This is a genomic window from Micromonospora sp. NPDC048063 (genome assembly GCF_043202855.1).
Classification (GTDB): domain Bacteria; phylum Actinomycetota; class Actinomycetes; order Mycobacteriales; family Micromonosporaceae; genus Micromonospora.
This window is the reverse complement of sequence record NZ_JBIDBG010000006.1, coordinates 92,537-114,995: the sequence shown is the minus strand read 5'-3', so window position 1 is coordinate 114,995 and position 22,459 is coordinate 92,537. Positions and strand designations below refer to the sequence as shown.

General features: G+C 74.6%; 19 protein-coding genes. 9 read left to right on the top strand and 10 right to left on the bottom strand.

The window, feature by feature from the left end:
- Positions 1-80 precede the first annotated feature (80 nt).
- Together ACGFZ2_RS17325 and ACGFZ2_RS17320 are read right to left on the bottom strand one after the other, a co-directional pair.
- Positions 81-584, bottom strand: a complete 504-nt coding sequence (locus tag ACGFZ2_RS17325; RefSeq protein WP_393454571.1) for a pyridoxamine 5'-phosphate oxidase family protein — start codon at positions 582-584, stop codon at positions 81-83.
- A 64-nt stretch (positions 585-648) separates the two neighbouring features.
- Positions 649-1,143, bottom strand: coding sequence for a polyadenylate-specific 3'-exoribonuclease AS (locus ACGFZ2_RS17320; protein WP_393301698.1), 495 nt, complete (start codon positions 1,141-1,143; stop codon positions 649-651).
- 384 nt (positions 1,144-1,527) lie between these two features.
- On the opposite strand from ACGFZ2_RS17320, the gene ACGFZ2_RS17315 reads away from it, so the two are divergent.
- Positions 1,528-2,220: a Crp/Fnr family transcriptional regulator gene (locus tag ACGFZ2_RS17315; protein WP_350707996.1), complete on the top strand. Its 693-nt coding sequence runs from the start codon at positions 1,528-1,530 to the stop codon at positions 2,218-2,220.
- 91 nt (positions 2,221-2,311) lie between these two features.
- Here the strand turns inward: ACGFZ2_RS17315 and ACGFZ2_RS17310 are convergent, their stop codons facing one another.
- Positions 2,312-2,527: a hypothetical protein gene (locus ACGFZ2_RS17310; protein ID WP_357693205.1), complete on the bottom strand. Its 216-nt coding sequence runs from the start codon at positions 2,525-2,527 to the stop codon at positions 2,312-2,314.
- A gap of 164 nt (positions 2,528-2,691) precedes the next feature.
- Here ACGFZ2_RS17310 and ACGFZ2_RS17305 point away from each other — a divergent pair, with 164 nt between their 5' ends.
- Positions 2,692-6,243, top strand: a complete 3,552-nt coding sequence (locus ACGFZ2_RS17305; RefSeq protein ID WP_393454568.1) for an ATP-binding protein — start codon at positions 2,692-2,694, stop codon at positions 6,241-6,243.
- A 25-nt stretch (positions 6,244-6,268) separates the two neighbouring features.
- Here ACGFZ2_RS17305 and ACGFZ2_RS17300 read toward each other — a convergent pair whose 3' ends face one another.
- Complete coding sequence (locus ACGFZ2_RS17300) at positions 6,269-6,976, bottom strand: lysophospholipid acyltransferase family protein (protein ID WP_393454565.1); 708 nt, start codon at positions 6,974-6,976, stop codon at positions 6,269-6,271.
- A 257-nt stretch (positions 6,977-7,233) separates the two neighbouring features.
- Here ACGFZ2_RS17300 and ACGFZ2_RS17295 point away from each other — a divergent pair, with 257 nt between their 5' ends.
- Positions 7,234-8,079, top strand: coding sequence for a DUF308 domain-containing protein (locus ACGFZ2_RS17295; protein WP_393262861.1), 846 nt, complete (start codon positions 7,234-7,236; stop codon positions 8,077-8,079).
- Between the two features lie 179 nt (positions 8,080-8,258).
- Positions 8,259-9,677 carry a trehalose-6-phosphate synthase gene (locus ACGFZ2_RS17290; protein WP_393262862.1) on the top strand — a complete coding sequence of 473 codons (1,419 nt, stop codon included), beginning with the start codon at positions 8,259-8,261 and terminating at the stop codon, positions 9,675-9,677.
- 35 nt (positions 9,678-9,712) lie between these two features.
- Here the strand turns inward: ACGFZ2_RS17290 and ACGFZ2_RS17285 are convergent, their stop codons facing one another.
- From ACGFZ2_RS17285 to ACGFZ2_RS17260, 6 genes are all read right to left on the bottom strand, one after another.
- A complete protein-coding gene (locus ACGFZ2_RS17285; protein WP_393263307.1) occupies positions 9,713-10,537 on the bottom strand; it encodes an alpha/beta hydrolase in 825 nt (274 codons plus the stop codon).
- A gap of 8 nt (positions 10,538-10,545) precedes the next feature.
- Positions 10,546-11,955 (bottom strand): flavin-containing monooxygenase, encoded by a 1,410-nt coding sequence (locus tag ACGFZ2_RS17280; protein ID WP_393454563.1) that lies wholly within the window; start codon positions 11,953-11,955, stop codon positions 10,546-10,548.
- A 92-nt stretch (positions 11,956-12,047) separates the two neighbouring features.
- Entirely contained in the window at positions 12,048-12,755 is a 708-nt protein-coding gene (locus ACGFZ2_RS17275; protein WP_357693155.1) for an endonuclease/exonuclease/phosphatase family protein, read from the bottom strand.
- A gap of 8 nt (positions 12,756-12,763) precedes the next feature.
- Positions 12,764-13,711: an ROK family glucokinase gene (locus ACGFZ2_RS17270; RefSeq protein WP_393262865.1), complete on the bottom strand. Its 948-nt coding sequence runs from the start codon at positions 13,709-13,711 to the stop codon at positions 12,764-12,766.
- A 76-nt stretch (positions 13,712-13,787) separates the two neighbouring features.
- A complete protein-coding gene (locus ACGFZ2_RS17265; protein WP_393454560.1) occupies positions 13,788-14,432 on the bottom strand; it encodes a hypothetical protein in 645 nt (214 codons plus the stop codon).
- 31 nt (positions 14,433-14,463) lie between these two features.
- Positions 14,464-14,919: an SRPBCC family protein gene (locus tag ACGFZ2_RS17260; protein WP_393262871.1), complete on the bottom strand. Its 456-nt coding sequence runs from the start codon at positions 14,917-14,919 to the stop codon at positions 14,464-14,466.
- 191 nt (positions 14,920-15,110) lie between these two features.
- Here ACGFZ2_RS17260 and ACGFZ2_RS17255 point away from each other — a divergent pair, with 191 nt between their 5' ends.
- The 5 genes from ACGFZ2_RS17255 to ACGFZ2_RS17235 all read left to right on the top strand — a co-directional run bounded on the left by ACGFZ2_RS17255 (position 15,111) and on the right by ACGFZ2_RS17235 (position 22,077).
- A complete protein-coding gene (locus tag ACGFZ2_RS17255) occupies positions 15,111-16,922 on the top strand; it encodes an AMP-dependent synthetase/ligase (protein WP_393454557.1) in 1,812 nt (603 codons plus the stop codon).
- Positions 16,923-16,936: 14 nt separating this feature from the next.
- Positions 16,937-18,631, top strand: a complete 1,695-nt coding sequence (locus tag ACGFZ2_RS17250) for a sensor histidine kinase (RefSeq protein ID WP_393454554.1) — start codon at positions 16,937-16,939, stop codon at positions 18,629-18,631.
- A 7-nt stretch (positions 18,632-18,638) separates the two neighbouring features.
- Entirely contained in the window at positions 18,639-19,307 is a 669-nt protein-coding gene (locus ACGFZ2_RS17245) for a response regulator transcription factor (RefSeq protein WP_007072219.1), read from the top strand.
- Positions 19,308-19,493: 186 nt separating this feature from the next.
- Positions 19,494-20,303 (top strand): SAM-dependent methyltransferase, encoded by an 810-nt coding sequence (locus ACGFZ2_RS17240; RefSeq protein ID WP_393262878.1) that lies wholly within the window; start codon positions 19,494-19,496, stop codon positions 20,301-20,303.
- Positions 20,296-22,077 carry a putative bifunctional diguanylate cyclase/phosphodiesterase gene (locus tag ACGFZ2_RS17235; RefSeq protein ID WP_393262881.1) on the top strand — a complete coding sequence of 594 codons (1,782 nt, stop codon included), beginning with the start codon at positions 20,296-20,298 and terminating at the stop codon, positions 22,075-22,077. The genes ACGFZ2_RS17240 and ACGFZ2_RS17235 overlap by 8 nt, the downstream gene beginning before the upstream one ends.
- Positions 22,078-22,459 lie beyond the last annotated feature (382 nt).

Genomic DNA, 22,459 nt, shown 5'->3' with positions numbered 1-22,459 from the left:
CGTCAGTGCGCACTGTAGTCGGCGCGGGTGCACGCCGGCACCGCGCCCCGGGCCGTCCCACCGGCCGGTCGACCTACCGGTCAGTAGCTGACCTCGCGGTTCTCCCCCGCCCTCGGCGGCTTCCCGGTCACCGCCGCCCTGGCGTGGCCGAACAGGTTGACCACCGTGCCGGACGGCGAGTCCCAGTACTCCGCGGAGCCGGCGTGCACCGTGATCAGCGTGAGCCCGGGGGTGTCCAGCCCGTCCGGGAACCAGGCCCTGAGCACCGGGTTCCACAACTGCTCCGCCCTGGCCCGGTCGTAGCCCTCCCGCGCGGTGCCGGAGATCGAGACCCAGGCGTCGCGCTTCGAGTCGGAAAACGCGACGTTGACCTCCGGGTTGACCCGGATCTGCCGCACCTTGGCGGAGTCGGCGTACGCGAAGAACCACAGGTCCCCGTCGAACTCCGCCTCCTGCAGGCCCATCGGCCGGCTCACCATGCGGCCGTCCACGGCGATCGTCGTCAGCATGCAGATCCGGGCCTCCCGGGCCAGCTCGGTGACCCGTCGCCGGGCGTCGGCGGCGCTGCTCGGTTCGTTGCTCACGGGACCACTCCCTCGCATCGGCTCGACGTCGCACCGGTGCCCGGGACAGAACCGACCAAACCTACTAACCGGTCATCGCACGCCAGCGCGCCAGGTTGTGCCGGGCGTCGACCAGCGCGTCGTGCCGGGCCGACGCGGCGTCCGGCAGCGGCGGCCTGCCCCGGTCGTCCCAGAGCTGGCGCAGCTCCTTGGTGAACCGGGGGATCTCCCGGGGCAGCGCCGGCATCGCCCCCCACAGCTGCGCGAGGACCACGTGGTCGTACGCCGCGTACCAGGCCCAGAGCTCCAGCTGCTCGCCCGGCCGGTCCCTGACCGGCTCGACGAGGAAGTCGTAGAGCTCGTCGCGGATGCGCTCCCGGGAGCGCCAGGCGCGGTCCGCCGGGGACGGCAGCTTGTCGAGCACGTTGCGGCGCACCCAGGGCACGGCCCGCGAGTCGTCGAACTCGGTCGACACGGCGTAGAACTCGCGGCCGTACTCGTCGACGACGCCGATCGACACCAGGTCGACGATGCGGCCGTCCTCGATGAACTCGCAGTCGTAGAAGTAGCGGTAGACCATCACCGCCATCCTCACCCACGCCGGCCGCGTGCCGGCGACCGGGGTTGCCGCGCCCGGCCGCCGGCGGCACCGGGGCCCGCCGGCCGGCGGGCGCGAGGGTGGTCCCGCCCCCCGCGTCCGCCGACCGTGGTCACCGGTGCGACCGGATCCGCCCCCGCCCCCCGGCGGTCCGCCCGGGAACCGGATCCGGCTCCCACGATGCCGGTCGTCGCAGCTCGGGAGTGTCACGGAAGTGATTTGAGGGGTGTACAGCAAGCGACAGGACAGTCATGATCTGATGTGTACCGCTACCGGACGCCGAACCGGTGTCAGTTCACCTCGTCGAGGGCCTTCAGGTTCACCCGGTGAGCGAGTTGTGGTCCTGGACCGGGGAGGGGTTGGGCCGTGGAGATGCGCCTGCCGGAGCCGGGTGACGCGCTCACGGGTGTGGAGATGTTCGCCGGGCTCGAGCCGGAGGTCCGGCAACGGGTCATCGCGGCGGCGGTCCCCCGGACGTACCGCAAGGGTCAGCTGCTGTTCGTGGAGAACGACCCCGGCGAGTCGCTGATCGTGCTGCGCCGGGGCGCGGTGGCGGTCTTCCGCACCGCGCCGACCGGCGAGCGCGCGGTGCTGTCGGTCATCCGCCCGCCCGACGTGCTGGGCGAGGTCTCCCTGCTCGACGCGTCCACCCGCTCGGCCTCGGCCGAGGCGATCGAGGACTGCGCGGCGCTCGCGCTGTCCCGGGGCGCGTTCATGGAGCTGGTGCACTCCAACCCGCGCATCCTCGACGCGGTGATGCGCTCGCTGGGCGGGCTGATCCGCCGGCTCACCGAGCAGAACGCCGACCACGTCTTCCTGGACCTGCCCGGCCGGGTGGCCAAGACCCTGGTTCGGCTGGCCGGCGAGAGCCAGGCCCCGATGATCACGATCGAGCTCAACCAGAGCCAGCTCGCCGAGATGGCCGGCGGCTCGCGGCAGAGCGTCAACCAGGCGATCGGGTCGTTCGCCAACCGCGGCTGGCTGCGCACCGAGGGCCGCCGGATCGTGGTCACCGACGTCGCGGCACTGCGCCGCCGCGCCGGCATGAACGACCGCTGAGGCGTACGCGCCCAGCTCGCCTCACCGCCCCGCCAACCGCACGGAAAGGGGCCGGAGCGGTTACTCCGGCCCCTTTCGTTGGTGCGGGATGTCAGGGCGTGGCGCTGCCCGGCCCGGCCCAGTTGGTGGTGCTGCCCGGACCGGCCCACTCGGTGCCGTCCTTGCTGCCGCCGCCGGACTGCTCGCTGACGATCCCCTGCGCCTGGAGCGTCGCCAGCGTGGCGGCGTCCACGTCGACGGAGTCGCCCGCGAAGTGGCTCACCCCGTTGCTGTCGGTCCAGTCGCTCTGCAGCATCACGTACACCATCGGGCGTCCCCCTGTGGTCGTTGTTCGACAAATCAGCCGCCTGACTGTAGCCGCAGGACCGGCCGGTGGACTGTCCACAAGCCAACAGCCCGGTACCCGACAGCTGAGGCGGCGGCGATACTGGCACCGGGACGGCGCCGACCCCGGCGCCGGCGGGACCGCCAGTGGAGGGTGTCATCGCCACGCAGTGTGACCGCTGTGGACGCACGGCCGCCGCCGGCGACCGCTTCTGCGGCGGCTGCGGCAACGAGCTCGGCGCGGTGTGTCCGCACTGCCTGCGCCCGCTCGCCCGGGACGTGGCGTTCTGCACCTCCTGCGGCGCGCCCCGGCCGGGCGCCGACCGGCGGGCGGCGCCCCCGCAGGAGGACCGCCGCCGGGTCAGCGTGCTCTTCGTCGACCTGATCGACTTCACCCCGTACGTCGAACGGGCCGACCCGGAGCTGGTCCGCGGCATGCAGACGGGGTTCTTCTCGGCCGCCCGCCGGGTCGTCGGGCAGTACGGCGGCGTGGTGGAGAAGTACATCGGGGACGCGGTGATGGCCCTGTTCGGGGCGCCGGTGGCGACCGAGACCGACGCGCTGCGCTGCGTCCGGGCCGGCCTGGAGCTGCAACGGGTGCTGACCCGGTTCACCCCCACCGGCGCGGACGCGCTGCGCTTCCGGGTCGGCGTGGCCACCGGCGAGGCGCTGGTGGACGTGGCCGCCGCCCGCGACGGCGGCCAGGCGATCGTCGCCGGCGACGTGGTCAACACGGCCTCCCGGATGCAGTCCGTCGCGCCGCCCGGCGGGGTGCTGGTCTGCGGCACCACCTACGCGCTCACCCGGGACACCATCCGCTACTCCGAGCAGCCGCCGGTCATGCTGCGCGGGCGGTCCACGACGACCGAGGTGTGGCTGGCCCTCTCCCCCGTGCGCCGGCAGCCGACCGACCGGCAGCCGGACACGACGCCGCTCATCGACCGGGAACACGAGCTGGGGATGCTGGTCAACGCCCTGCACCGGTCGCTGCGCGACCGGCGCCCCCAGGTGGTGACCGTCTTCGGCCGGGCCGGGCTCGGCAAGAGCCGGCTGGTGCGCGAGCTGTACCGGCACGTGGACCGGCTGGTCGACGAGCCGCTGACCTGGCGTACCGGGCGGTGCCCGCCGTTCGGCGAGAACGTGACGTTCGCGGCGCTGGCCGACATCGTCAAGGCCGAGGCCGGCATCCTGGACACCGACCCCGCGTCGACGGCCGCCCAGCGGCTCGCCTCGGCCGTCGGCGAGCTGGTCGGCCCGGGTGAGCGGGAACGCCTCGTGGACGCGCTGCGACCGCTGGTCGGCCTGCCGGGCACCCCGCTGCCGGCCGAGGAGACCGAGTCGGCGTGGCGGCGCTTCCTGCTGGCGCTGGCCGCGCGCCGGCCGACCGTGCTGGTCTTCGAGGACCTGCACTGGGCCGACGACGCGATGCTGCGCTTCGTGGAGCTGCTCGGCGCCGCCGCCCGGGACGTGCCGCTGCTGCTGCTCTGCACCGCCCGGCCGGAGCTGGTCGACCGGGACCCGAGCTGGGCAGGGACGATCACGGGCTCGGTGACCATCACCCTGCCACCGCTGCGGGACACCGGCATCGCCTCGCTGTACGCCCACATGTTCGGCCAGGCGGCGTTCTCCGCCGACATGCTGACGCCGCTGGTGGAGGTGGCCGGCGGCAACCCCCTCTACGCCCACGAGTACGTGCGGATGCTCATCGAGCAGGGCGCGCTGCGCCAGTCCGGGCGGGGCTGGTCGCTGGAGAAGCACCTCGACCTGCCCATGCCGGAGAGCGTGCACGCCGTCATCGCCAACCGGATCGACCTGCTCGACACCAAGGAGCGCACGGTGCTGCTGGCCGCCGCCGTGGTGGGCGTGCAGTTCTGGCCGGGCGCGGTGGCCGCCGCCCTCGGGCAGCCCGTCGAGTCGGTGGAACGCGCGCTGCGCCGGCTGGAGCAGCGCGACTTCGTGCACGAACAGGCCGCCTCGACCATGGCGGGGCAGCCGGAGTACCGGTTCCGGCACGTGCTGGTGCGCGACGTGTGCTATCAGCGGCTGCCCCGCACCGAACGGGTGGCGCGGCACGAGCGCACAGCGGAGTGGCTGGACACGCTGTCGCAGAGCCGGGACACCGACCTGGCGGAGGTGCTCGCCCACCACCGCTGGGCGGCGCACGAGATCGCCCGGACGCTGGGCATGGACACCGCCCGCTACGCCGGCACCGCCCGCGCGGCGCTGCACCGGGCGGCCCGGCGGGCGTACGCGCTGCACAGCCTCGACGTGGCGGCGAGCCACGCGGGCCGAGCGCTCGGGCTGGCCGACGAGTCCGACCCGGTCGGCCGCCTCCAGTTGGAGCTGCTCAGCACGGAGATCTCCTTCTACCGGGACGGCAACGCCTTCCTCTCCGGCGGCGGCTCGGAGCAGATGCAGGCGCTCGCCGACCGGCTGCTGTCGCACGGCGACGACGCCTGCGCGGCGCGCGCCTGGACGCTGCTCGGCCAGGCCGCGTGGCTGCGCGCCGACCGGGCCGCCGCGCTGGCCTGCCTGGACCGGGCCGTGCAGCTCTTCGCCCCGCTGCCCGACAGCCCGCAGAAGGCGGACGCCTACGCCGAGCTGGGCCGACTGCACATGCTCAACTACGAGCGGGACCCGGCCGTCGCCGCGGCGGACCGGGCGGCGGAGATCGGCGAGCGGCTGGGGCTGACGGAGACCCGCACCAACGCCCGGATCACCTCCGCCACCGCCCGCTACCAGGCGGGCGACCGGTCGGGCCTGGACGAGCTGCACTCCATCGTCGAGGTCAGCCGCGCCGGTCAGCTGATCGCCCTGCCCCGCGCCATCCAGAACCTGGCGTACGCAGTCCGGGAGGAGGGCGACTGGCTCCGCTCGGACGCGCTGCTCTCGTCGTCGCCGGCGCGTACGGCCAGCGGGCAGACGCTGACCACCAGCTACTCGGCGGAGGCGATGCGGGCCTGGTTCGACGGCGACTTCGGCCGGCTGCTCACCGCGGCCGAGGCGTTCGTGGACACCCCCACGGGAAGCTGGGACATGCAGGTCCGGGGCCTGCGCTCCTGCCTGCTGGTCCTGCGGGGCGAGCCGGTGCCGCCGGCCCGGTCCCCGGCCGACCCCGCCGCCGACGACGTCGCTGCCGCGCTCGACGCCGCCCGGCGCAGCGGCTTCCACCGGCTGCACTGGACGATGCTGGCGATGGGCGCGCTCTGCCGGGCGTTGCAGGGGCGCCGCGACGAGGCGGCGGCGCTGATCGACGAGCTGGCCACCTCCTGGTCGGCGGTGCCCGCCCTGGCCAGCGGCGAGTGGATCGCGGCGGCCGCCTACGCGGCCAGCCTCGCCGGGCGGGACACGGCCGCCCGGGTGCGCGCGATGCTGGACCGGGTGGGCCACCGTACGCCCTGGTCGGAGGCGGCGCTGCGGACGGTGACCGGGGCGCTGGCCGCCGCGGACGGAGACCACCGGCGGGCCGCCGAGCTGCACCTGGCGGGCGCCGAGATCTACGCCGGCATCCCGGACGTGACCGACCGGATGCTGGCCCTCACCTTCGCGGCCGTGGAGCTGGAGCGGGCCGGCGAGCCGACGGCGAGCCGCCCGGAGCTGGCCGAGCTGCGCGCCTTCGCGCTGCGCAACGGCGCGCCCGGGCTGCTGGACCTGACCCGCCCACCGGCTGCCCCCGCCGATCCCGCCCTGGCCTGCTGACCCGCCGCCGCGCGGCGCGTGCGCGTCAGGCGGCGACCGGTTCCCGGGGGGTGGGGTCGGCCGGCTGGGTCTTCAGCTTCTGGGCGTACATGTCGACGTACTCGCGGCCGGAGAGCTCCATCAGCTCGTACATGATCTCGTCGGTGACCGCGCGCTCGACGAACCGGTCACCGGTCATGCCCGCGTAGCGCGAGAAGTCGAGCGGCGCGCCGAACCGGATCCGCACCCGGGCGATCTTGGGGATCAGCTTGCCGGGCGGCTGGATCTCGTCGGCGTTGAGCATCGCCATCGGGATCACCGGGGCGCCGCTCTCCAGGGCCAACCGGGCCACCCCGGTCTTGCCGCGGTAGAGCCGCCCGTCGGGCGAGCGGGTGCCCTCGGGGTAGATGCCGGCGATGCCGCCGGCGCGCAGCACCTGCAGCTGGGTGTCCAGCGCCGCCCTGGCCGCCCGGCCGCCGGAGCGGTCGACGGGGATGGTGCCGGAGCCGACGAAGAACATCTTCGTCAGCCAGCCCTTGATGCCCTTGCCGGTGAAGTATTCGGCTTTGGCGATGAATGTCACTTTTCGCTTGACGATCAACGGCGTGAAGATCGAGTCGGAGAACGACAGGTGGTTGCTGGCGAGGATCACCGGACCCGTGTCGGGCACGTGGTGCAGCCCCTCGACCTGTGGGCGGAAGATCAGCCTCAGCCACGGGCCGAGGATGATGTACTTCATCAGCCAGTACAGCACCGGTGTCCTTCTTCCGGAGGGGTCGCGACACCCGCGCCGCCGGGGCGGACCGGGTCGCCGGGCGGGCCCGACGACCCACGCGGGCGCTCCCGGCGGGCAGGCGACGTCAGGGATGAGCCTACGAACCGGGAGCGGCACGCCACAACGCACTCCCGGAACCGGGTCCCGACGTGTCACGATTCAAGGCACGGCGCCCGGGGCGGCGCCGAGGGGGCTCAGGCGACCGCGCCGCGGGCGCGTGATGAGGAGGATGTCCGGTGTCAGCGGGTGGGGCCCGCCGGGGACGGCGGGACAACGGGCTCGACGCGAGCGAGTACGCCGTCGCCGGCGACGTGGATCCGCGCGTCGGCGAGCACCTGCTCGACGTCCTCGCCGCCGGCGGGATCGCGGCCTACCTCCAACCCTCGGCCGACCTGAACCCGGTCACCCGCACCACCACCGTCCCCGCCCGCCCCGTCGACCGGCTCTACGTCGACCGGTCGCACCTGACCACCGCGCGGGACTACCTGACCCAGCTCGCCGACGAGACGGCCACCGACCGGTCCCGCGACGCGGAGCCGGACATCGACGCCGAGTGGGCCCGGATCGTCGCCGGTTTCCACACCACCCCCGCACCGGGCGACAACCCGTGGCCCGCCGCGGAGGACGTGGACGACCCGCCGGGGCCCGCCACGGGCCCGGTGACCCTCGCCGCGCCGGACGAGCCCGCGGGGCCGACCGCCACCGACGTGCGCCGGCTGCCGTACGCCGCGGACGTCTCGGGGATCTCCGTCGGCCGGGGCCGCCAGGACGAGCCCTCGCTGCTGGACGGGCTGGACACCTTCGGCGCGGACCTGCCCGACGACGAGGCGGACGACGAGCGCTACACCCCGCCGCCGCCCCCGCCCCTGCCGCGCTTCTCCAAGTACACGGTGGTCGGCGTCCTGGCGATCGTGGTCGGCTTCGTGCTGTTCCTGTTCCCGTCGATCTTCCCGGTGGCCGACCCCTCGGTCGTCAACCTGTTCGGCTTCACCGGCATCCTCGCCGGCTTCGTCGCGTTGATCTGGCGGCTGCGCCCCGGCGGCGACGAGGACCACGACCCGGACGACGGCGCGGTCGTCTGACCGCCCCGGCCGGGCGGGACTCGCGCCCGCATGCCGGGACGACCGCCGCCCACGCCACGGTCGTGACAGTGGTGTAACTTACTGTCAGCAGGAATACCGCTGTCCGTCACTTCCCTCACTGACTGCCCGGTTGTTCCTCCCTTGCGGCGGTCACTCCTCTGCGGATCGGAATGCCCGATATGCGACAGAGTTCCCTCGTGGTGGTCGCCAACCGCCTACCCATCGACGACGGCGCGGCCCCGGACGGCGCGTGCGAGTGGCGCCGCAGCCCCGGCGGCCTGGTCAGCGCCCTGCACCCCCTGCTGCGGCACACCCCGGCGACCTGGGTGGGCTGGGCCGGCGGCACGGGGCCGGCACCCGCCGTGCCCGACGTGGACGGCGTGCGGATGCACGCCGTGCCACTCAGCGGCGACGAGCTACGCGACCACTACGAGGGCTTCGCCAACGCCACCCTGTGGCCGCTCTACCACGACTCCGTGGAGCAACCGGAGCACCACCGGCGCTGGTGGGAGGCGTACCAGCGGGTCAACCAGCGGTTCGCCGAGTCGACCGCCCAGGTGGCCGAGCCCGGCGCGATGGTCTGGGTGCAGGACTACCACCTCCAGCTGGTGCCCGGCCTGCTCCGGGCGCTCCGGCCGGACCTGCGGATCGGCTTCTTCCTGCACGTGCCGTTCCCGCCGCCCGAGCTGTTCATGCAGCTCCCCCGCCGCGCCGAGCTGCTGCGCGGCATGCTCGGCGCCGACCTGGTCGGCTTCCAGCGGGCCCAGGCCGCGCACAACTTCGCCCAACTGGTGGCCAAGGTGCTCCAGGTCCCCGCCACCGACCGGCGGATCGCCGTCGACGACCGGGTGGTCCGGATCGGCGCGTTCCCCGTCTCCATCGACACCGTCGAGATGGCCGCGCTCGCCGCCCGGCCCGACGTGGCCGACCGGGCCCGCCGGCTGCGCCACGATCTCGGCAGCCCCGAGCAGGTGATCCTCAGCGTCGACCGGATGGACTACACCAAGGGCATCGAGCAGCGGCTCAAGGCGTACAGCGAGCTGCTCGCCGCCGGGCACGTCAAGGTGCGCGACACCGTGCTGGTGCAGGTGGCGGTGCCGAGCCGGGAACGGGTCGGGCAGTACCAGATCCTCCGCGAGCGGGTGGAACGCGAGGTCGGGCGGATCAACGGCGAGTTCGGCCGGGTCGGCGAGCCGGCGATCCACTACCTGACCCAGCCGTTCGACCGCGCCGAGCTGGCCGCCCTCTACCGGGTCGCCGACGTGATGGCGGTGACCCCGCTGCGGGACGGGATGAACCTCGTCGCCAAGGAGTACGTGGCCGCCCGGGTCGACGACGCGGGCGCCCTGCTGCTCAGCGAGTTCGCCGGCGCCGCCGCCGAGCTGCCGCAGGCGTACCTGGTCAACCCGCACGACCTGGAGGGGCTCAAGCAGGGGCTGCTCTCGGCGCTGCGGGCGAGCCCCGACGACGTCGGCGCGCGGATGCGGGCCATGCGGGCGCACCTGCACCGGCACGACATCCGGGCCTGGGCCCGCTCCTACCTCTCGGCGCTGGACGAGAGCGGCTCGCTGCTCACCCGGCTGGGCGCCGCCGACTGACGCCGGAAGCCGGGGCCGGGAGTCAGGGCCCGGAGTCAGGGCCGGCTGTCCGGGGCCGGGTCCTTCGCCAGCCAGTCCAGGATCGCGTCGACCGGCTCCCGCCACCGGGCGTCGAGCATCATGTCGTGCCCCATGCCGGGGAAGAGCAGCGGCGCCGAGCCGTACCGCCGGGCCGCCCGGGTCAGCGCCGCCGCCGGAACCACCCGGTCGTCCGGGCTGCCGAGCACCAGCACCGGCGGGTCGCCCACCGCGGGCTCCGCGTTCCGCCCGGTCAGCAGCTGCCACTGGGCCCGTCGGCTCGCCCGCCCCAGCCGGGCCGCGTACCGCCGGGCCTCGGCCTCGGGCAGTTCCCGGCTGAACAGCTGGCGGCGGTGCAGGCGCAGCGGCCCGCCGAACACCGCCGGCAGCGTGCCGAGCGGATTGCGGCGCAGCGCGGCGCCGAACGTCGCCCAGCCGCCAAGCACCGGCGCGACCAGCACGCCCGCCCGGGCCGGGTAGCGGGCCAGCGCGTGCGCGACCACCAGGGCCCCGGCGCCGTGCCCCACCAGCACCGCCTGGCGCGGCAGGCCCGCCGCCGCCTGCGCCACGTCGTGGGCGTACGCCCGCAGCGTCGCCTCCGGCGCCGGGCCGCTGCCGCCGTGCCCACGCAGGCTCAGCGCGTACGCCGGGAAGCCCCGGGACGCGGCGTGGCCCAGCCAGTGCTCGGCGAACGCCCACGCGCCGTGCCCGAAGCCCGGCACGAACAGCAGCGGCGGTCGCCCCTCCTCCAGCTCGGGCGCCACGCCGAGCACCTCACGCCGGACCGGGCGGACCGGGCGCGCCCACTCCCGCCCCCGCATGACCCGCACCTGCTGACTCACTGCTGCACTCATCGGGCACCCTCCAGGTCGCGCAGGGCGCGCTGGACGGCGCGCAGGTAGTCGGCGTGACCGACCTCGAACCAGTGCCGGCTGCTGTCCTTGACGGGGCCCGCGTAGCGCTCCCCCGCCTTCGCCGTCACCCGGGCGGCGAAGGCCGCCGCCCGGTCGGGACGGGTCAGGCGCATCCGCAGCAGCCGGGCGAAGAGCACCGTCTGCCAGTGCGACAGCGGGAAGACACCCGAGTCCGGCTGCACCAGCCCGGCGACGGCGAGCGTCGGATGGCCGGGGGCGAAGGCGTTGAGCCAGAGCCTGGGCCGGCCCGTCCCCGCGTCGTCGCCGAGCACCTTGGGGTCGAGGAACTCGAAGCGCGGCAGGTAGCCGGTGGCGAAGACGACCAGCTCCGGGTCGATCTCCCGGCCGTCGGACAGCTCCACGGCGTACGGGTGGAAGCGGGCGACGTCCGGCACCGGGGAGATCCCGCCGTGGCCCACGTAGTAGACGAGCTGGCTGTTGGCGATCGGGTGCGTCTCGTACACCCGGTGGTCGGGCTTCGGCAGGCCGAACCGGGTCAGGTCGCCCACGGTCAGCCGCAGCGTCCAGTGGTAGAGCCACTGCCGCACCCGCAGCGGCACCCGCAGCGCCAGCAGCGCGTCGTTGACCTGGTCCGCCGGGCGGCCGAGGACGTACTTCGGGGCGTACCAGTAGCCTCGGCGGGTGGAGTGCCAGCAGCGCGACGCCTGCTGGGCGGCCTCGACGGCGATGTCGCAGCCGGTGTTGCCGGCGCCGACCACGAGCACCCGCTTGCCCCGTAGCTGCGCCGGGTCCTTGTAGGACGAGGCGTGCACGACCTCGCCCCGGAACTCCTCCAACCCCTCGTAGCGGGGCAGCTTCGGCGACCAGTTGTGCCCGTTGGCGACCACCACCGCCGCGTAGCGGGAGGTGCGCTCCGGGCCGTAGCCGCCCGTGCTGCGGGTGGTCACGTCCCAGCGGTCGCCCTCGGCCGGCTCCACCCGGACGACCTCCGTGCCGAACCAGACGTGCGCCCGCAGGTCGAAGTGGTCGGCGTACCGCTCCAGATACGACAGGAGCTGGCTGTGGTGCGGGTAGTCGGGCCAGTCGTCGGGCATCGGGAAGTCGGGGAACTGGGTGAACGGCCGGGACGAGATCAGGTGTGTGCTCGCGTACACCGGGCTGCGGTCGTGCCGCCAGTTCCAGGCCCCGCCGACGCCGGTCTCCCGCTCGTAGCAGTCGACGCCGAACCCGTGTTCCTTCAGGTTCTTGACGGCGACGAGCCCGCTGGCCCCCGCGCCGATGACGCAGACGGTGTCGCCCCGGTCGGAGACCGGCCGGCCGTCGCGGGTCAGGGCGAGCGTGCTCGCCTCCGGGTCGGGCCGGCCGTGATCGGTGGAGGTGGACACCGGGATCTCCTTTTGTGCGGCACGAGGGCCGGGGTCGCGCAGCATCCTCTCCACAACGGAGCGGGATGTCCAGCCCCGGGGCGCGGACGCGGTCAGCCGGCCCCGGGCAGCAGCAGGTCGACGAGGACCGGGAAGTGGTCGCTGGCCCGGCGGGTCTGCGGGGTGTCGACCACGTCGTAGTCGACCACCGTGACGCGCGGGTCGACGAAGAGGGCGTCGATCCGCCGCCGGGGGCTCGCGCACGAGTAGGTGAGCCGGTCGGCCCGGTCCATCGCCACGGCGGCGTCGGTCAGCCCGCCCGCCACGGTGGCCCACGCCGGGCCGTCCGGCCCCTCGTTCAGGTCGGCCGCGGCGATCACCGGCGTGGTGGCGGCGTCGAGGTCGCGTTTGAACAGCGCGGCCTGCCCGGGCCGCTCGGCCGGGTCGGTGGACAGGTGCGAGCCGGCCACGGTGAACCGGGCGCCACCGGCGACCACGCACTCGGCGTACGCGGCGCCGCGCAGGTGCCGGCCGGGGGTGAGCGGGAAGCGTCGGCACCGGGTGTCCAGCACCCGCACCCGCAGGCTGGTCAGCAGCAGGTTGCCCAGCGCGGGCAGCCCGCCGGCGGCCACCACCAGGCCGAACGACTCGGCCAGCGCGGCCGACTTCTGCCGCCACCGGAACCGGCGCGGCCCCTCCTGCACGACCACCACGTCCGGCCGGGCGGCGCGGACCACCGCCGCCAGCGCGGCCGTGTCGTCCCGCTGACCGTGGATGTTGTACGACACGACGCGCAGCGGCACGCCCGGGCTCTGCGTCACGGCCCGCCTCAGATCCGGCGGGCCAGGTCGGCCGCGCCGATGACGCCGGCGGTGTTGCCCAGCTCGGCCGGGCGGATCTCGGCCACCGGAAGCCGGCTGCGCTGGGCGAGCGCGTCGGTGAACGACCGGCGGGTCGGGCCGAGCAGCAGGTCACCGGCGTCGATCACGCCGCCGCCGACGACGAGGACCTGCGGGTCGAGGATCTGCGCCATGTCGGCGAGGCTGGTGCCGAGCCAGCGCCCGACCTGCGCGAACGACTCGGTGGCGACCGGGTCGCCGCCCTGCGCCGCGGCGGTCACCATGCGCCCGGTGATCGCCTCGGCGTCGCCGCCGGACAGCTCCAGCAGGGCCACGGCGCGGTGCGGCTCCTGCCGGGCGGCCGCGCGGGCGAACCGCACCAGGGCGCTGCCGCTCGCGTACTGCTCGATGCAGCCGAGCCGGCCGCAGCCGCACTGGTGGCCGTCGGGCACGGTGAGCATGTGGCCCAGCTCGGCGGCGATGCCGTTGGCGCCGCGCAGCAGTTCCCCGCCGAGCACGATGCCGCCGCCGACGCCGGTGCCGATGGTGAACATGACCATCGAGTCGTCGGCGTCCCGGGCCGCGCCGTGGCGGAACTCCGCCCAGGCCGCGACGTTGGCGTCGTTCTCCACGATCACCGGCAGGCCGGTCGCGGCGCTGACGTAGTCCCGCAGCGGCTCGTCTCGCCAGGCGAGGTTCGGGGCGAACAGTACGGTGGAACGGCCGGCGTCGATCCAGCCTGCCGCGCCGATGCCGACCGCCTCGATCGACCGCCCGACGGCCAACTCGGTGACCAGTTCGATGATGACGTCCCGGGTCTTGGCGACGTCGTCGGCGGGGGTGTCCCGTCGGGCCTGCACGAGGACCGTGCCGGCGGCGTCCACGACACCACCGGCCACCTTCGTGCCACCGACGTCGACTCCGATGGTCAGCGTCACCGCTGCCACTCCCCTCTGCTGTGCTGCCCGCGCCCGCGCCGCCGGACGACCGGCGCGTGATCGGGATGTGCGATGGTCAGGCCGCGTCGCCTGGTGGGTGCTCGCCTGCGTCGCCGGGTGCCCGCGTCGCGGGCACCACGGGACGGTCGGCGGACGTCCGCACGGTCGCCGCGACGGCCGGCCCGGCGGCGTCGACGGGCGGTGCGGCGGCCGGGACGGCCACGTCCTCCGCCCGGGTGGCGGCGGACCAGACGTCCCGCTCCGCTGCCGGCTGAGAATCATGCCCGCTACGGGTGGCCTCGCGCCAGACGTGGTCGTCCGCGCCATCCGGTTCGGCGGTCGACGCCGCTGCGGCGGTCGGGTCGGCGGGGGGTTCCGGCGGGGCGAACGCGCGCAGCAGGCTGGCCACACCGGCGGCCAGGTCGCCGGCGCCCGTGGCGAGGCGCTCGGCGAACTCCGGACTCGGATCGCGCAACGCGGCGATGCCCCGACAGACCGGGCAGACGCAGCATTCCGGCCCGCCGGTGGCGAAGCCGCCCCCGGGGCCCCCGGTCGACCCATCCGGGGCGGCGCTGTGACCGAGGACACCCGACACGATCCCACCGAGCGGACCCCACGGGCCCGTCCCGGAGCCGGACGTCGCGAGGCGCGCGCCGGCCAGCAGCGTGGCGACCAGCCGTTCCGCCTCTTCCCGGGCCGAACCCGGATCCGTTGCACCCATGGTCGGCTCCTCTACCCTGCCGCCGGACGCGTCACTGCGCCGCACCGCGTGCTTCTACCCGGCGCTTGAGCTGCTTCAACGCGGTATCCATGATCATTTTCTCCGCCTTGCGGCGGAACATGCCGAGCATCCCGACCGATAGCTCGACCTCAAGGGTGTAGGTCACCGTCGTCGTGCCGTCCTGGTTCCCCACCAGGTCGTACGAGCCGCGCTGGGACTTCTGCATCTTCGAGGGCGCCACCAGGTGCCACTCGATCCGGGAGAGGTCCTCGGCGTACTCGTAGGCCAGCACGTACTCGTCGGCCATCACCCCGGCGTCGATGACGAACCGGACCTGGCTGGCGTAGCCGTCCTCGTACTCCTCGATCACCTCCGCCCGCCGCACCGCTTCGGTCCACTCGGGGTAGCTCGGGAAGTCGCAGACGACCGCCGCCACCCGTTCCGGTGGCGCGCCGACGACGATCGACTGGGTGGAGGAGTCCGCCATGGGGGGAGGCTACCCGGCGCCGGGCGCGCGTACGCCGCGCCGCCCCCCGCCCGCACCGGGGGCGTGTCCCGCGCGGACGCGGGGAGCACCGGGGCTACCTGCCTATTCTGCCCGCCCGCCGAGGCGGGTAGGTTTCGACAGAGCCGCCCTGTGGTGGTGGCCGGCACGGCCAGTGAGCACGAGGAGTGCAGGTGCGCGAGTTCTCCGTCCCGCCGATCGTCACCGTCGGCGACGCGGCCAACCTCACCGATCCGGTCTGGGACAACGCCGAGGTCGCCCCGGACGCGGTCCAGTTCGTCCGCCCGAGCGGGGCGGCGGACGGCGGGACGGCCTGGGCCGACGTCACCTGCCGGCAGTTCCGCGACGAGGTCGTCGCGGCGGCCCGGGGCCTGGTCGCCGCCGGCGTCCGGCCCGGCGACCGGGTCGGCCTGATGAGCCGCACCCGCTACGAGTGGACCCTGCTGGACTACGCGATCTGGGCGGCCGGCGCGGTCACCGTGCCGATCTACGAGACCTCCAGCGCCGAGCAGGCCGCGTGGATCCTCGCCGACTCCGGCGCGGTGGCCTGCGTGGTGGAGAGCAACGCCCACGCCACCCTGGTCGCGGGCCTGCGGGACCGGCTGCCCGAGCTGCGGCACGTCTGGCAGATCGACCTCGGCGCGGTGGACGACCTGGTCCGTTCCGGCGCGTCGGTCGACCCGGCCGAGATCGACCGGCGGCGCGCCGCCGTGCGCGCCGACGACCTCGCCACCGTCATCTACACCAGCGGCACCACCGGCCGCCCCAAGGGCTGCGTCCTCACCCACCGGAACATGTACGCCGACATCGCCAACGCGGTGCCGGTGCTGCCGAACCTCTTCCGGCCCGGCGCGTCGACCCTGCTCTTCCTCCCGCTGGCGCACGCCTTCGCCCGGCTGATCCAGATCGGCGTGGTCCAGGCGCGGGCCACCATGCGGCACTGCGCGGACACCAGGAACCTGGTCGCCGAGCTGCAGGACTTCCGCCCCACCTTCGTGCTCTCGGTGCCCCGGGTGTTCGAGAAGGTCTACAACGGGGCCAAGCAGAAGGCCGAGGCGGACGGCAAGGGCAGGATCTTCGCCCGTGCCGAGCAGGTCGCCATCGCGTACAGCGAGGCCCTGGAGACCGCCGGCGGCCCCGGCCTGGCGCTGCGCGTGCAGCACGCGCTCTTCGACCGGCTGGTCTACCGCAAGCTGCGGGCGGCGCTCGGCGGCCGGTGCCGCGACGCCATCTCCGGCGGCGCCCCGCTCGGCGCCCGGCTGGGCCACTTCTTCCGCGGCATCGGCGTCAGCGTCTGCGAGGGGTACGGCCTGACCGAGACCTCCCCCGCCGCCGCCGCGAACCTGCCCGACGCCACCCGGATCGGCTCGGTCGGCCGGCCGCTGCCGGGCGTGACGATCCGGATCGACGGCGACGGGGAGATCCTGATCTCCGGCGACCTGGTCTTCCGCGGCTACTGGGGCAACGAGGAGGCGACCGCCGAGGTGCTCAGCCCGGACGGCTGGTTCCGCACCGGCGACCTGGGCCACCTCGACGCCGACGGCTTCCTGAGCATCACCGGCCGGAAGAAGGAGATCATCGTGACGGCCGGCGGCAAGAACGTCGCCCCGGCCGTGCTGGAGGACCAGGTGCGGGCGCACCCGCTGGTCAGCCAGTGCCTGGTCGTCGGCGACCGGCAGCCGTTCATCGCCGCGCTGGTCACCCTCGACGAGGAGGCGCTGCCGCGGTGGCTGTCCGCCGCGGGGCTGCCGGCGGACACCCCGGTCGAGAAGCTACGCGAGCACGAGGGGCTGCGGGCGGAGATCCAGAGCGCGATCGACACCGCCAACCAGGCGGTCTCCAAGGCCGAGGCGATCAAGGTGTTCCGGATCCTGCCCCGCGACTTCACCGAGGCGACCGGCGAGCTGACGCCGTCGCTGAAGGTCAAGCGCCAGGTCGTGCACAAGTCGTACGCGGCGGAGATCGCCGACATCTACCGGCGCTGACTACCATCCGTCACGTGCCCGCCTCGACGCCCACCCGGCCCCAGCCGCATCCCCTCGCCGCCGCGGCGCGCGTGGTCATGCTGGCGCTCGTCGCCGTCCTGACCCTGTTCGCCACGCGCGACGTCACCCAGCTCTGGTGGGTGGCGCTGCTCGCCGCCGCCGGGCTGCCCGCGCTGCTGGCGCCCGAGCACCGGCTGGTCGGCCCGCTCAGCCGGGTGGCCGAGGTGGTGGTGCTGGGGCTGGCCGCGAGCCAGGTCGCCGCCGTCGCGACCATCGGGGGGGACGTCGGCGGGCTGGGCGCCTCCGCGGTGCTGCCCTACCTGGCGGTCCCGGTGACCGTCACCGCGCTGCGCCGCCGGTTCGCCGAGGGCGCCGCCCTGCTGGCGGTCACCGCGGCGACCCTGCTGGTGGCCGGCGCGCTCACCGGGGTCGACGGCGGCCGGCAGATCGGCCAGCTCGGCTACCTCGCGGTCTGCGCCCAGTGGCTGATCCTGGCCGGGCTCGGCCTCTACGCGGCCGGCACCCTGCACCGGCTGATGCAGGTCCGCAACGATGGCAAACCCCAGCCGTACGCCGAGGCGACCCGGCTGCTCACCCAGCTGCGCACGGTGGCGCGGCAGCTGCCCGGGGCCACCCTCGACCCGGGCGGCATCTCCGAGCACCTGCTCGAGGAGCTGCGCGCGGTGGCGCGGGCGGACCGGGCGGCGGTGCTGTCGGCCAGCGGCGGCGGCCGGCTCGTGGTGCTTGCCCAGGTGGGCGTGGACCGGGTGGACTGGGAGACGACGCTGGACGCGGATTCGGCGATCGCCGACGCGTGGGCCAGCCAGCAGCCGCACACCGCCGCCCGCTCGCAGGCCCGGTCGCACCGGGGCGGCGAGGTCTCCGCGCTGATCGTGCCGCTGGTGGCCGGGGTGCGCACGGTCGGCCTGGTGGTGCTGGAGGCGGACACGGCGCAGGCGTACCCGGCCGGGGTGGTGTCCCGGGTGACCGGGCTGACCCGCCCGGCCGCGCTCCGGCTGGAGGCGGCGCTGCTCTTCGACGAGGTCCGCTCGCTGGCCACCAACGAGGAGCGGCAGCGGCTGGCCCGGGAGATCCACGACGGGGTGGCACAGGAACTGGTGATGGTCGGCTACGGCATCGACAACGCCCTCGCCACCGTGCACGACGACACCGAGGAGACCGCCGAGAGCCTGCGCGCGCTGCGCCACGAGGTGACCCGGGTGATCACCGAGCTGCGGCTGAGCCTGTTCGAGCTGCGCAGCGAGGTCGACCGGCACGGCGGGCTGGCCGCCGCGATCGCCGAGTACGCCCGCACCGTCGGCGCCTCCGGCGGACTGCGGGTCCACCTGTCCCTGGACGAGTCCACCGCCCGGCTGCCGGCCGCCACCGAGGCCGAGTTGCTGCGCATCGCCCAGGAGGCGGTCACCAACGCGCGCAAGCACGCCGGAGCCGCGAATCTGTGGGTCACCTGCGAGGTCGACCCCCCGTACGCCCAGATCGAAGTGTCGGATGACGGTCAGGGGATTGCTGACCAGCGCTCGGACGGGCACTACGGTCTTGCGATCATGGCCGAGAGGGCGGAACGTATCCGGGGCCGGTTGGAGATCAGGCCGCGGCAACCGAGCGGCACGACCGTCGCGGTGGTGCTCGGCTCGTCGCCCCGGCGCGATAACGTGCGCGGTAGCGTAGCGGCAGCAGAAGGGGAGTAACCCGAGGATGACCACAAGTCCGACACCGGCGACCCGTACCAAGGTCCTCCTTGTCGACGATCACGACCTGATCCGCAAGGGCCTGCGGCACGCGTTCGAGCGTGACCGGCAGTTCGAGGTCGTCGGCGAGGCCGCCACGGCGGCGGAGGGCGTACGCCAGGCCGGTGCGCTGCAGCCGGATGTGGTGATCATGGACCTGCGGCTGCCCGACGGCAGCGGCCTGGAGGCCACCCGGGCGCTGCGCAAGTCGAGCGCCTCGATGGGCATCGTCGTGCTCACCATGTACGCCGGCGACGACCAGCTCTTCGGTGCCCTGGAGGCCGGGGCGAGCGCCTTCGTGCCCAAGACCGCGCCGGCCGACGAGGTCGTCGCCGCCGCCCGGCACGCCGCCTCCTCCCCCAGCGCCTTCACCGCCGCCGACCTGGCCGAGGCGATGAAGCGCCGGCTGGCCCCGTCCGGGCCGCAGTTGTCCCCCCGCGAGGGCCAGGTGCTGCGGCTGCTCGCCGACGGGATGAGCGTGGCGGGCATCGCCAAGCAGCTCTTCGTCAGCGAGTCCACCGCCAAGACCCACATCTCGAAGCTCTACGAGAAGCTGGGCGCGGCCAACCGGGCGCAGGCGCTGATGACCGCGCTGCGGCTGGGCCTGCTCGAGGCTCCGGACGCCCCGAAGTTCTGAACGGTTCCCTCCGGGGAGCCCGGTGACGCACCACCGACAGGCCCGCGCCCGCCGGCGCGGGCCTGTCGGCGCATCGACCGACGTCGTCACCTTGCGGGGCGGCGCGCTATGGTCTCCCCGCCGGGCAACCGGCAGAATACCGGCGCGGGCAACGGCGTCCGCACCGCCGACACGAGGGGTGAGCGCATGCAGCGGCCGGACTGGGCACCCGACGAGATCGACATCGAGCGCCCCAGCGTGGCCCGCATGTACGACTACTACCTCGGCGGCTCGCACAACTTCGCGGTGGACCGGGCGGCGGCCCAGGCGATGGTGGCCGCCGTGCCGGAGGCGCCGCTGATGGCACAGGCCAACCGGGCCTTTCTGCGCCGGGCGGTGCAGTTCCTCCTCGACGCCGGCGTCCGGCAGTTCCTGGACATCGGCTCGGGCATCCCCACCGTCGGCAACGTGCACGAGATCGCCCAGCGCGAGGCCCCCGACGCCCGGGTCGTCTACGTCGACGTGGACCCGGTGGCGGTGGCCCACAGCCGGGAGATCCTCGACGGCAACGACCGCGCCGCGGTGGTGCAGGAGGACCTGCGTCATGCCGAGCGCATCGTCGCCCACCCCGAGGTCCGCCGGCTGCTCGACTTCGACCGGCCGATCGCGGTGATGATCGTGGCGGTGCTGCACTTCGTCTCCGACGACGACCGGCCGGCCGAGCTGCTGCGGACGCTGCGCCAGGCGCTGGCGCCGGGCAGCTACCTGGTGCTCTCGCAGGCCAGCGCCGACGGCCGCGGCGACGAGGAGCGGGCCGACGCCGAGCGCGTCTACCGGCGCACCGACAATCCTCTGTGGATCCGCGGCCGGGGCGAGCTGACCGCGTTCTTCGACGGCTTCGAGCTGGTCGAGCCCGGCGTGGTCTGGGTGCCGCAGTGGCGCCCGGAGTCCGCCGACAGCGCCGAGGACGCCGAGCGGGCGGCCTTCATCGGCGGCGTCGGGCGGCTCGATGGGTGAGCCGCCGGGGGCCGCGGCCCTCGCCGTGCCGCCCGGGACGACCGTGCGGCACCCGTCGCGCCCGGGAGCGTTCGCCCGGGCGTGGGCCAAGGCCGTCTCCGGCACCAGTTACCTGCCGATGACCCAGGCACAGCTGGAGGCGCTGCTGCAACGCCTCACCGACCAGCTCGCGGCGGCACTGCTGTCCGACCCGTTCGACCTGCGGGTCGGGCACCGCGTCGGCACGGAACTGGTGGCCGCGCACATCGCGTCGCCCGAGGCGCTGGGGCGTACGGTCGAGGTCGTCCAGCTCCGGCTGGCCCGCGACCTCGGGCTGGTCGGCGAGGAGGTCGGGGACCGGCTGGCCCGGCTGCTGGCCGCGGTGTCCATCGGGTACTCCCGGGCGTTGCGGGACCGGACGCTGGACGAGCAGGAGTCGATCCGGCGGGCCGCGATGACCGCCCGGGCGCAGGCGGAGCGGGCGCTGCGCGCCAGCGAAGCCCGCTTCCGCCACCAGGCGACCCATGATCCGCTGACCGACCTGCCCAACCGCGCGCTGTTCACCGAGCGCCTGAGCGCCGCGATCGACTCCCCCGGCCAGGGCGGGGAGCGCGTCGGGGTCTGCTTCCTGGACCTGGACCGGTTCAAGGTGGTCAACGACTCGCACGGGCACCAGGTCGGCGACGGGCTGCTGGCCACCGTTGCCGACCGGCTCCGCCGGGCCGTCGACGGGCACCTGGTGGCCCGGCTCGGCGGCGACGAGTTCGTCGTCCTGGTCGAGCGCACCACCGGCACCGGCGACGTCGTCGCCGTGGCGGAGGCGGCGCTGGCCGCGGTGCGGGAGCCGGTGCTGGTGGACGGGCACGAGCTGTGCGTGTCGGCGAGCATCGGCATCGTGGAGCGGCAGGTCGCCGGCACCTCCCCCGGTGACCTCATGCGGGCGGCCGACAGCACCCTGCACTGGGCGAAGGCCGCCGGCGGCGCCCGCTGGGCGCTCTACGACGCCGACCGCGACCGCCGGGAGCTGGCCCGGTACGCGCTCTCCGCGGCCATCCCGGCCGCCCTGGAGCGGGGCGAGTTCTACCTCGACTACCAGCCGCTGACCTCGCTGCGCGACGGCCGGGTGGTCGGCGTGGAGGCGCTGGTGCGCTGGCGTCACCCGGAGCTGGGCGTCCTGCGACCGGACAGCTTCATCGGCCTGGCCGAGGAGACGGGGCTCATCGTCCCGCTCGGCGGGTGGGTGCTGGCCGAGGCCTGCCGGCAGGCGGGTAGCTGGTCCGCCGGAGTCGCGACGGCGCCGTTCGTCAGCGTCAACCTCGCGGTACGGCAGGTCCGCCGCCCCGGCCTGGTCCAGGAGGTCCGCGGACTGCTGCGGCGCACCGGCCTGCCGCCGGAGCGGCTTCAGCTGGAGATCACCGAGAGCACCATGATGAGCACCGCCGAGGAGCCCGTCCGGGCGCTGCGGGTGCTGGCCGACCTCGGCGTCCGGATCGCCATCGACGACTTCGGCACCGGCTACTGCAACCTGGCGTACCTGCGGGACCTGCCGGTAACCGAGCTGAAGGTGGCCGGCCAGTTCGTGGCCGGGCTGCGCGCGCCGGAGAGCCGGGCCGACGAGCGGATCCTCGCCTCGCTCGTGTCCCTGGCACACGCGCTGGACCTGACCGTCACCGCCGAGGGCGTGGAGACCGCCGGGCAGGCGGAGCGGCTGCGGGCGATCGGCTGCGACGCCGCGCAGGGCTGGCACTTCGGCCGCCCGGACTCGGCCGAGCGCCTCCTCGAACGCCTCCGCTGACCGCCGGCCACCCCACCGGCGACGCCCCTTCCGGCCGCTGTCGACCTGCCCCACCGGGCGGGACACCCGGGCAGCGCACCGCACCCACCCCGACCACTGTCGCCCTGCTCGACCGCGTGCGGCAGGGGGCACCGTCCTGGCCGCTGTCGACCTGCCCCACCGGGCGGGGCACCCGGCAGGGTTCCGTTCCATCACTGTCGACCTGCCCCACGGGGTGGGGCAGCAGAGGGGGGCAGGGCGCCCGTAGGCGTGCGACGGTGGCACCGACCGGTCCTGGGACGGGACGGCAAAACCCTTGGTCTCACAGACGGGGCAGCTCGACAGCGTGCAGCCGGGCACACCCGGCGCCCCGCCAGGCGGGCACCATACCGGCCAGCAGACG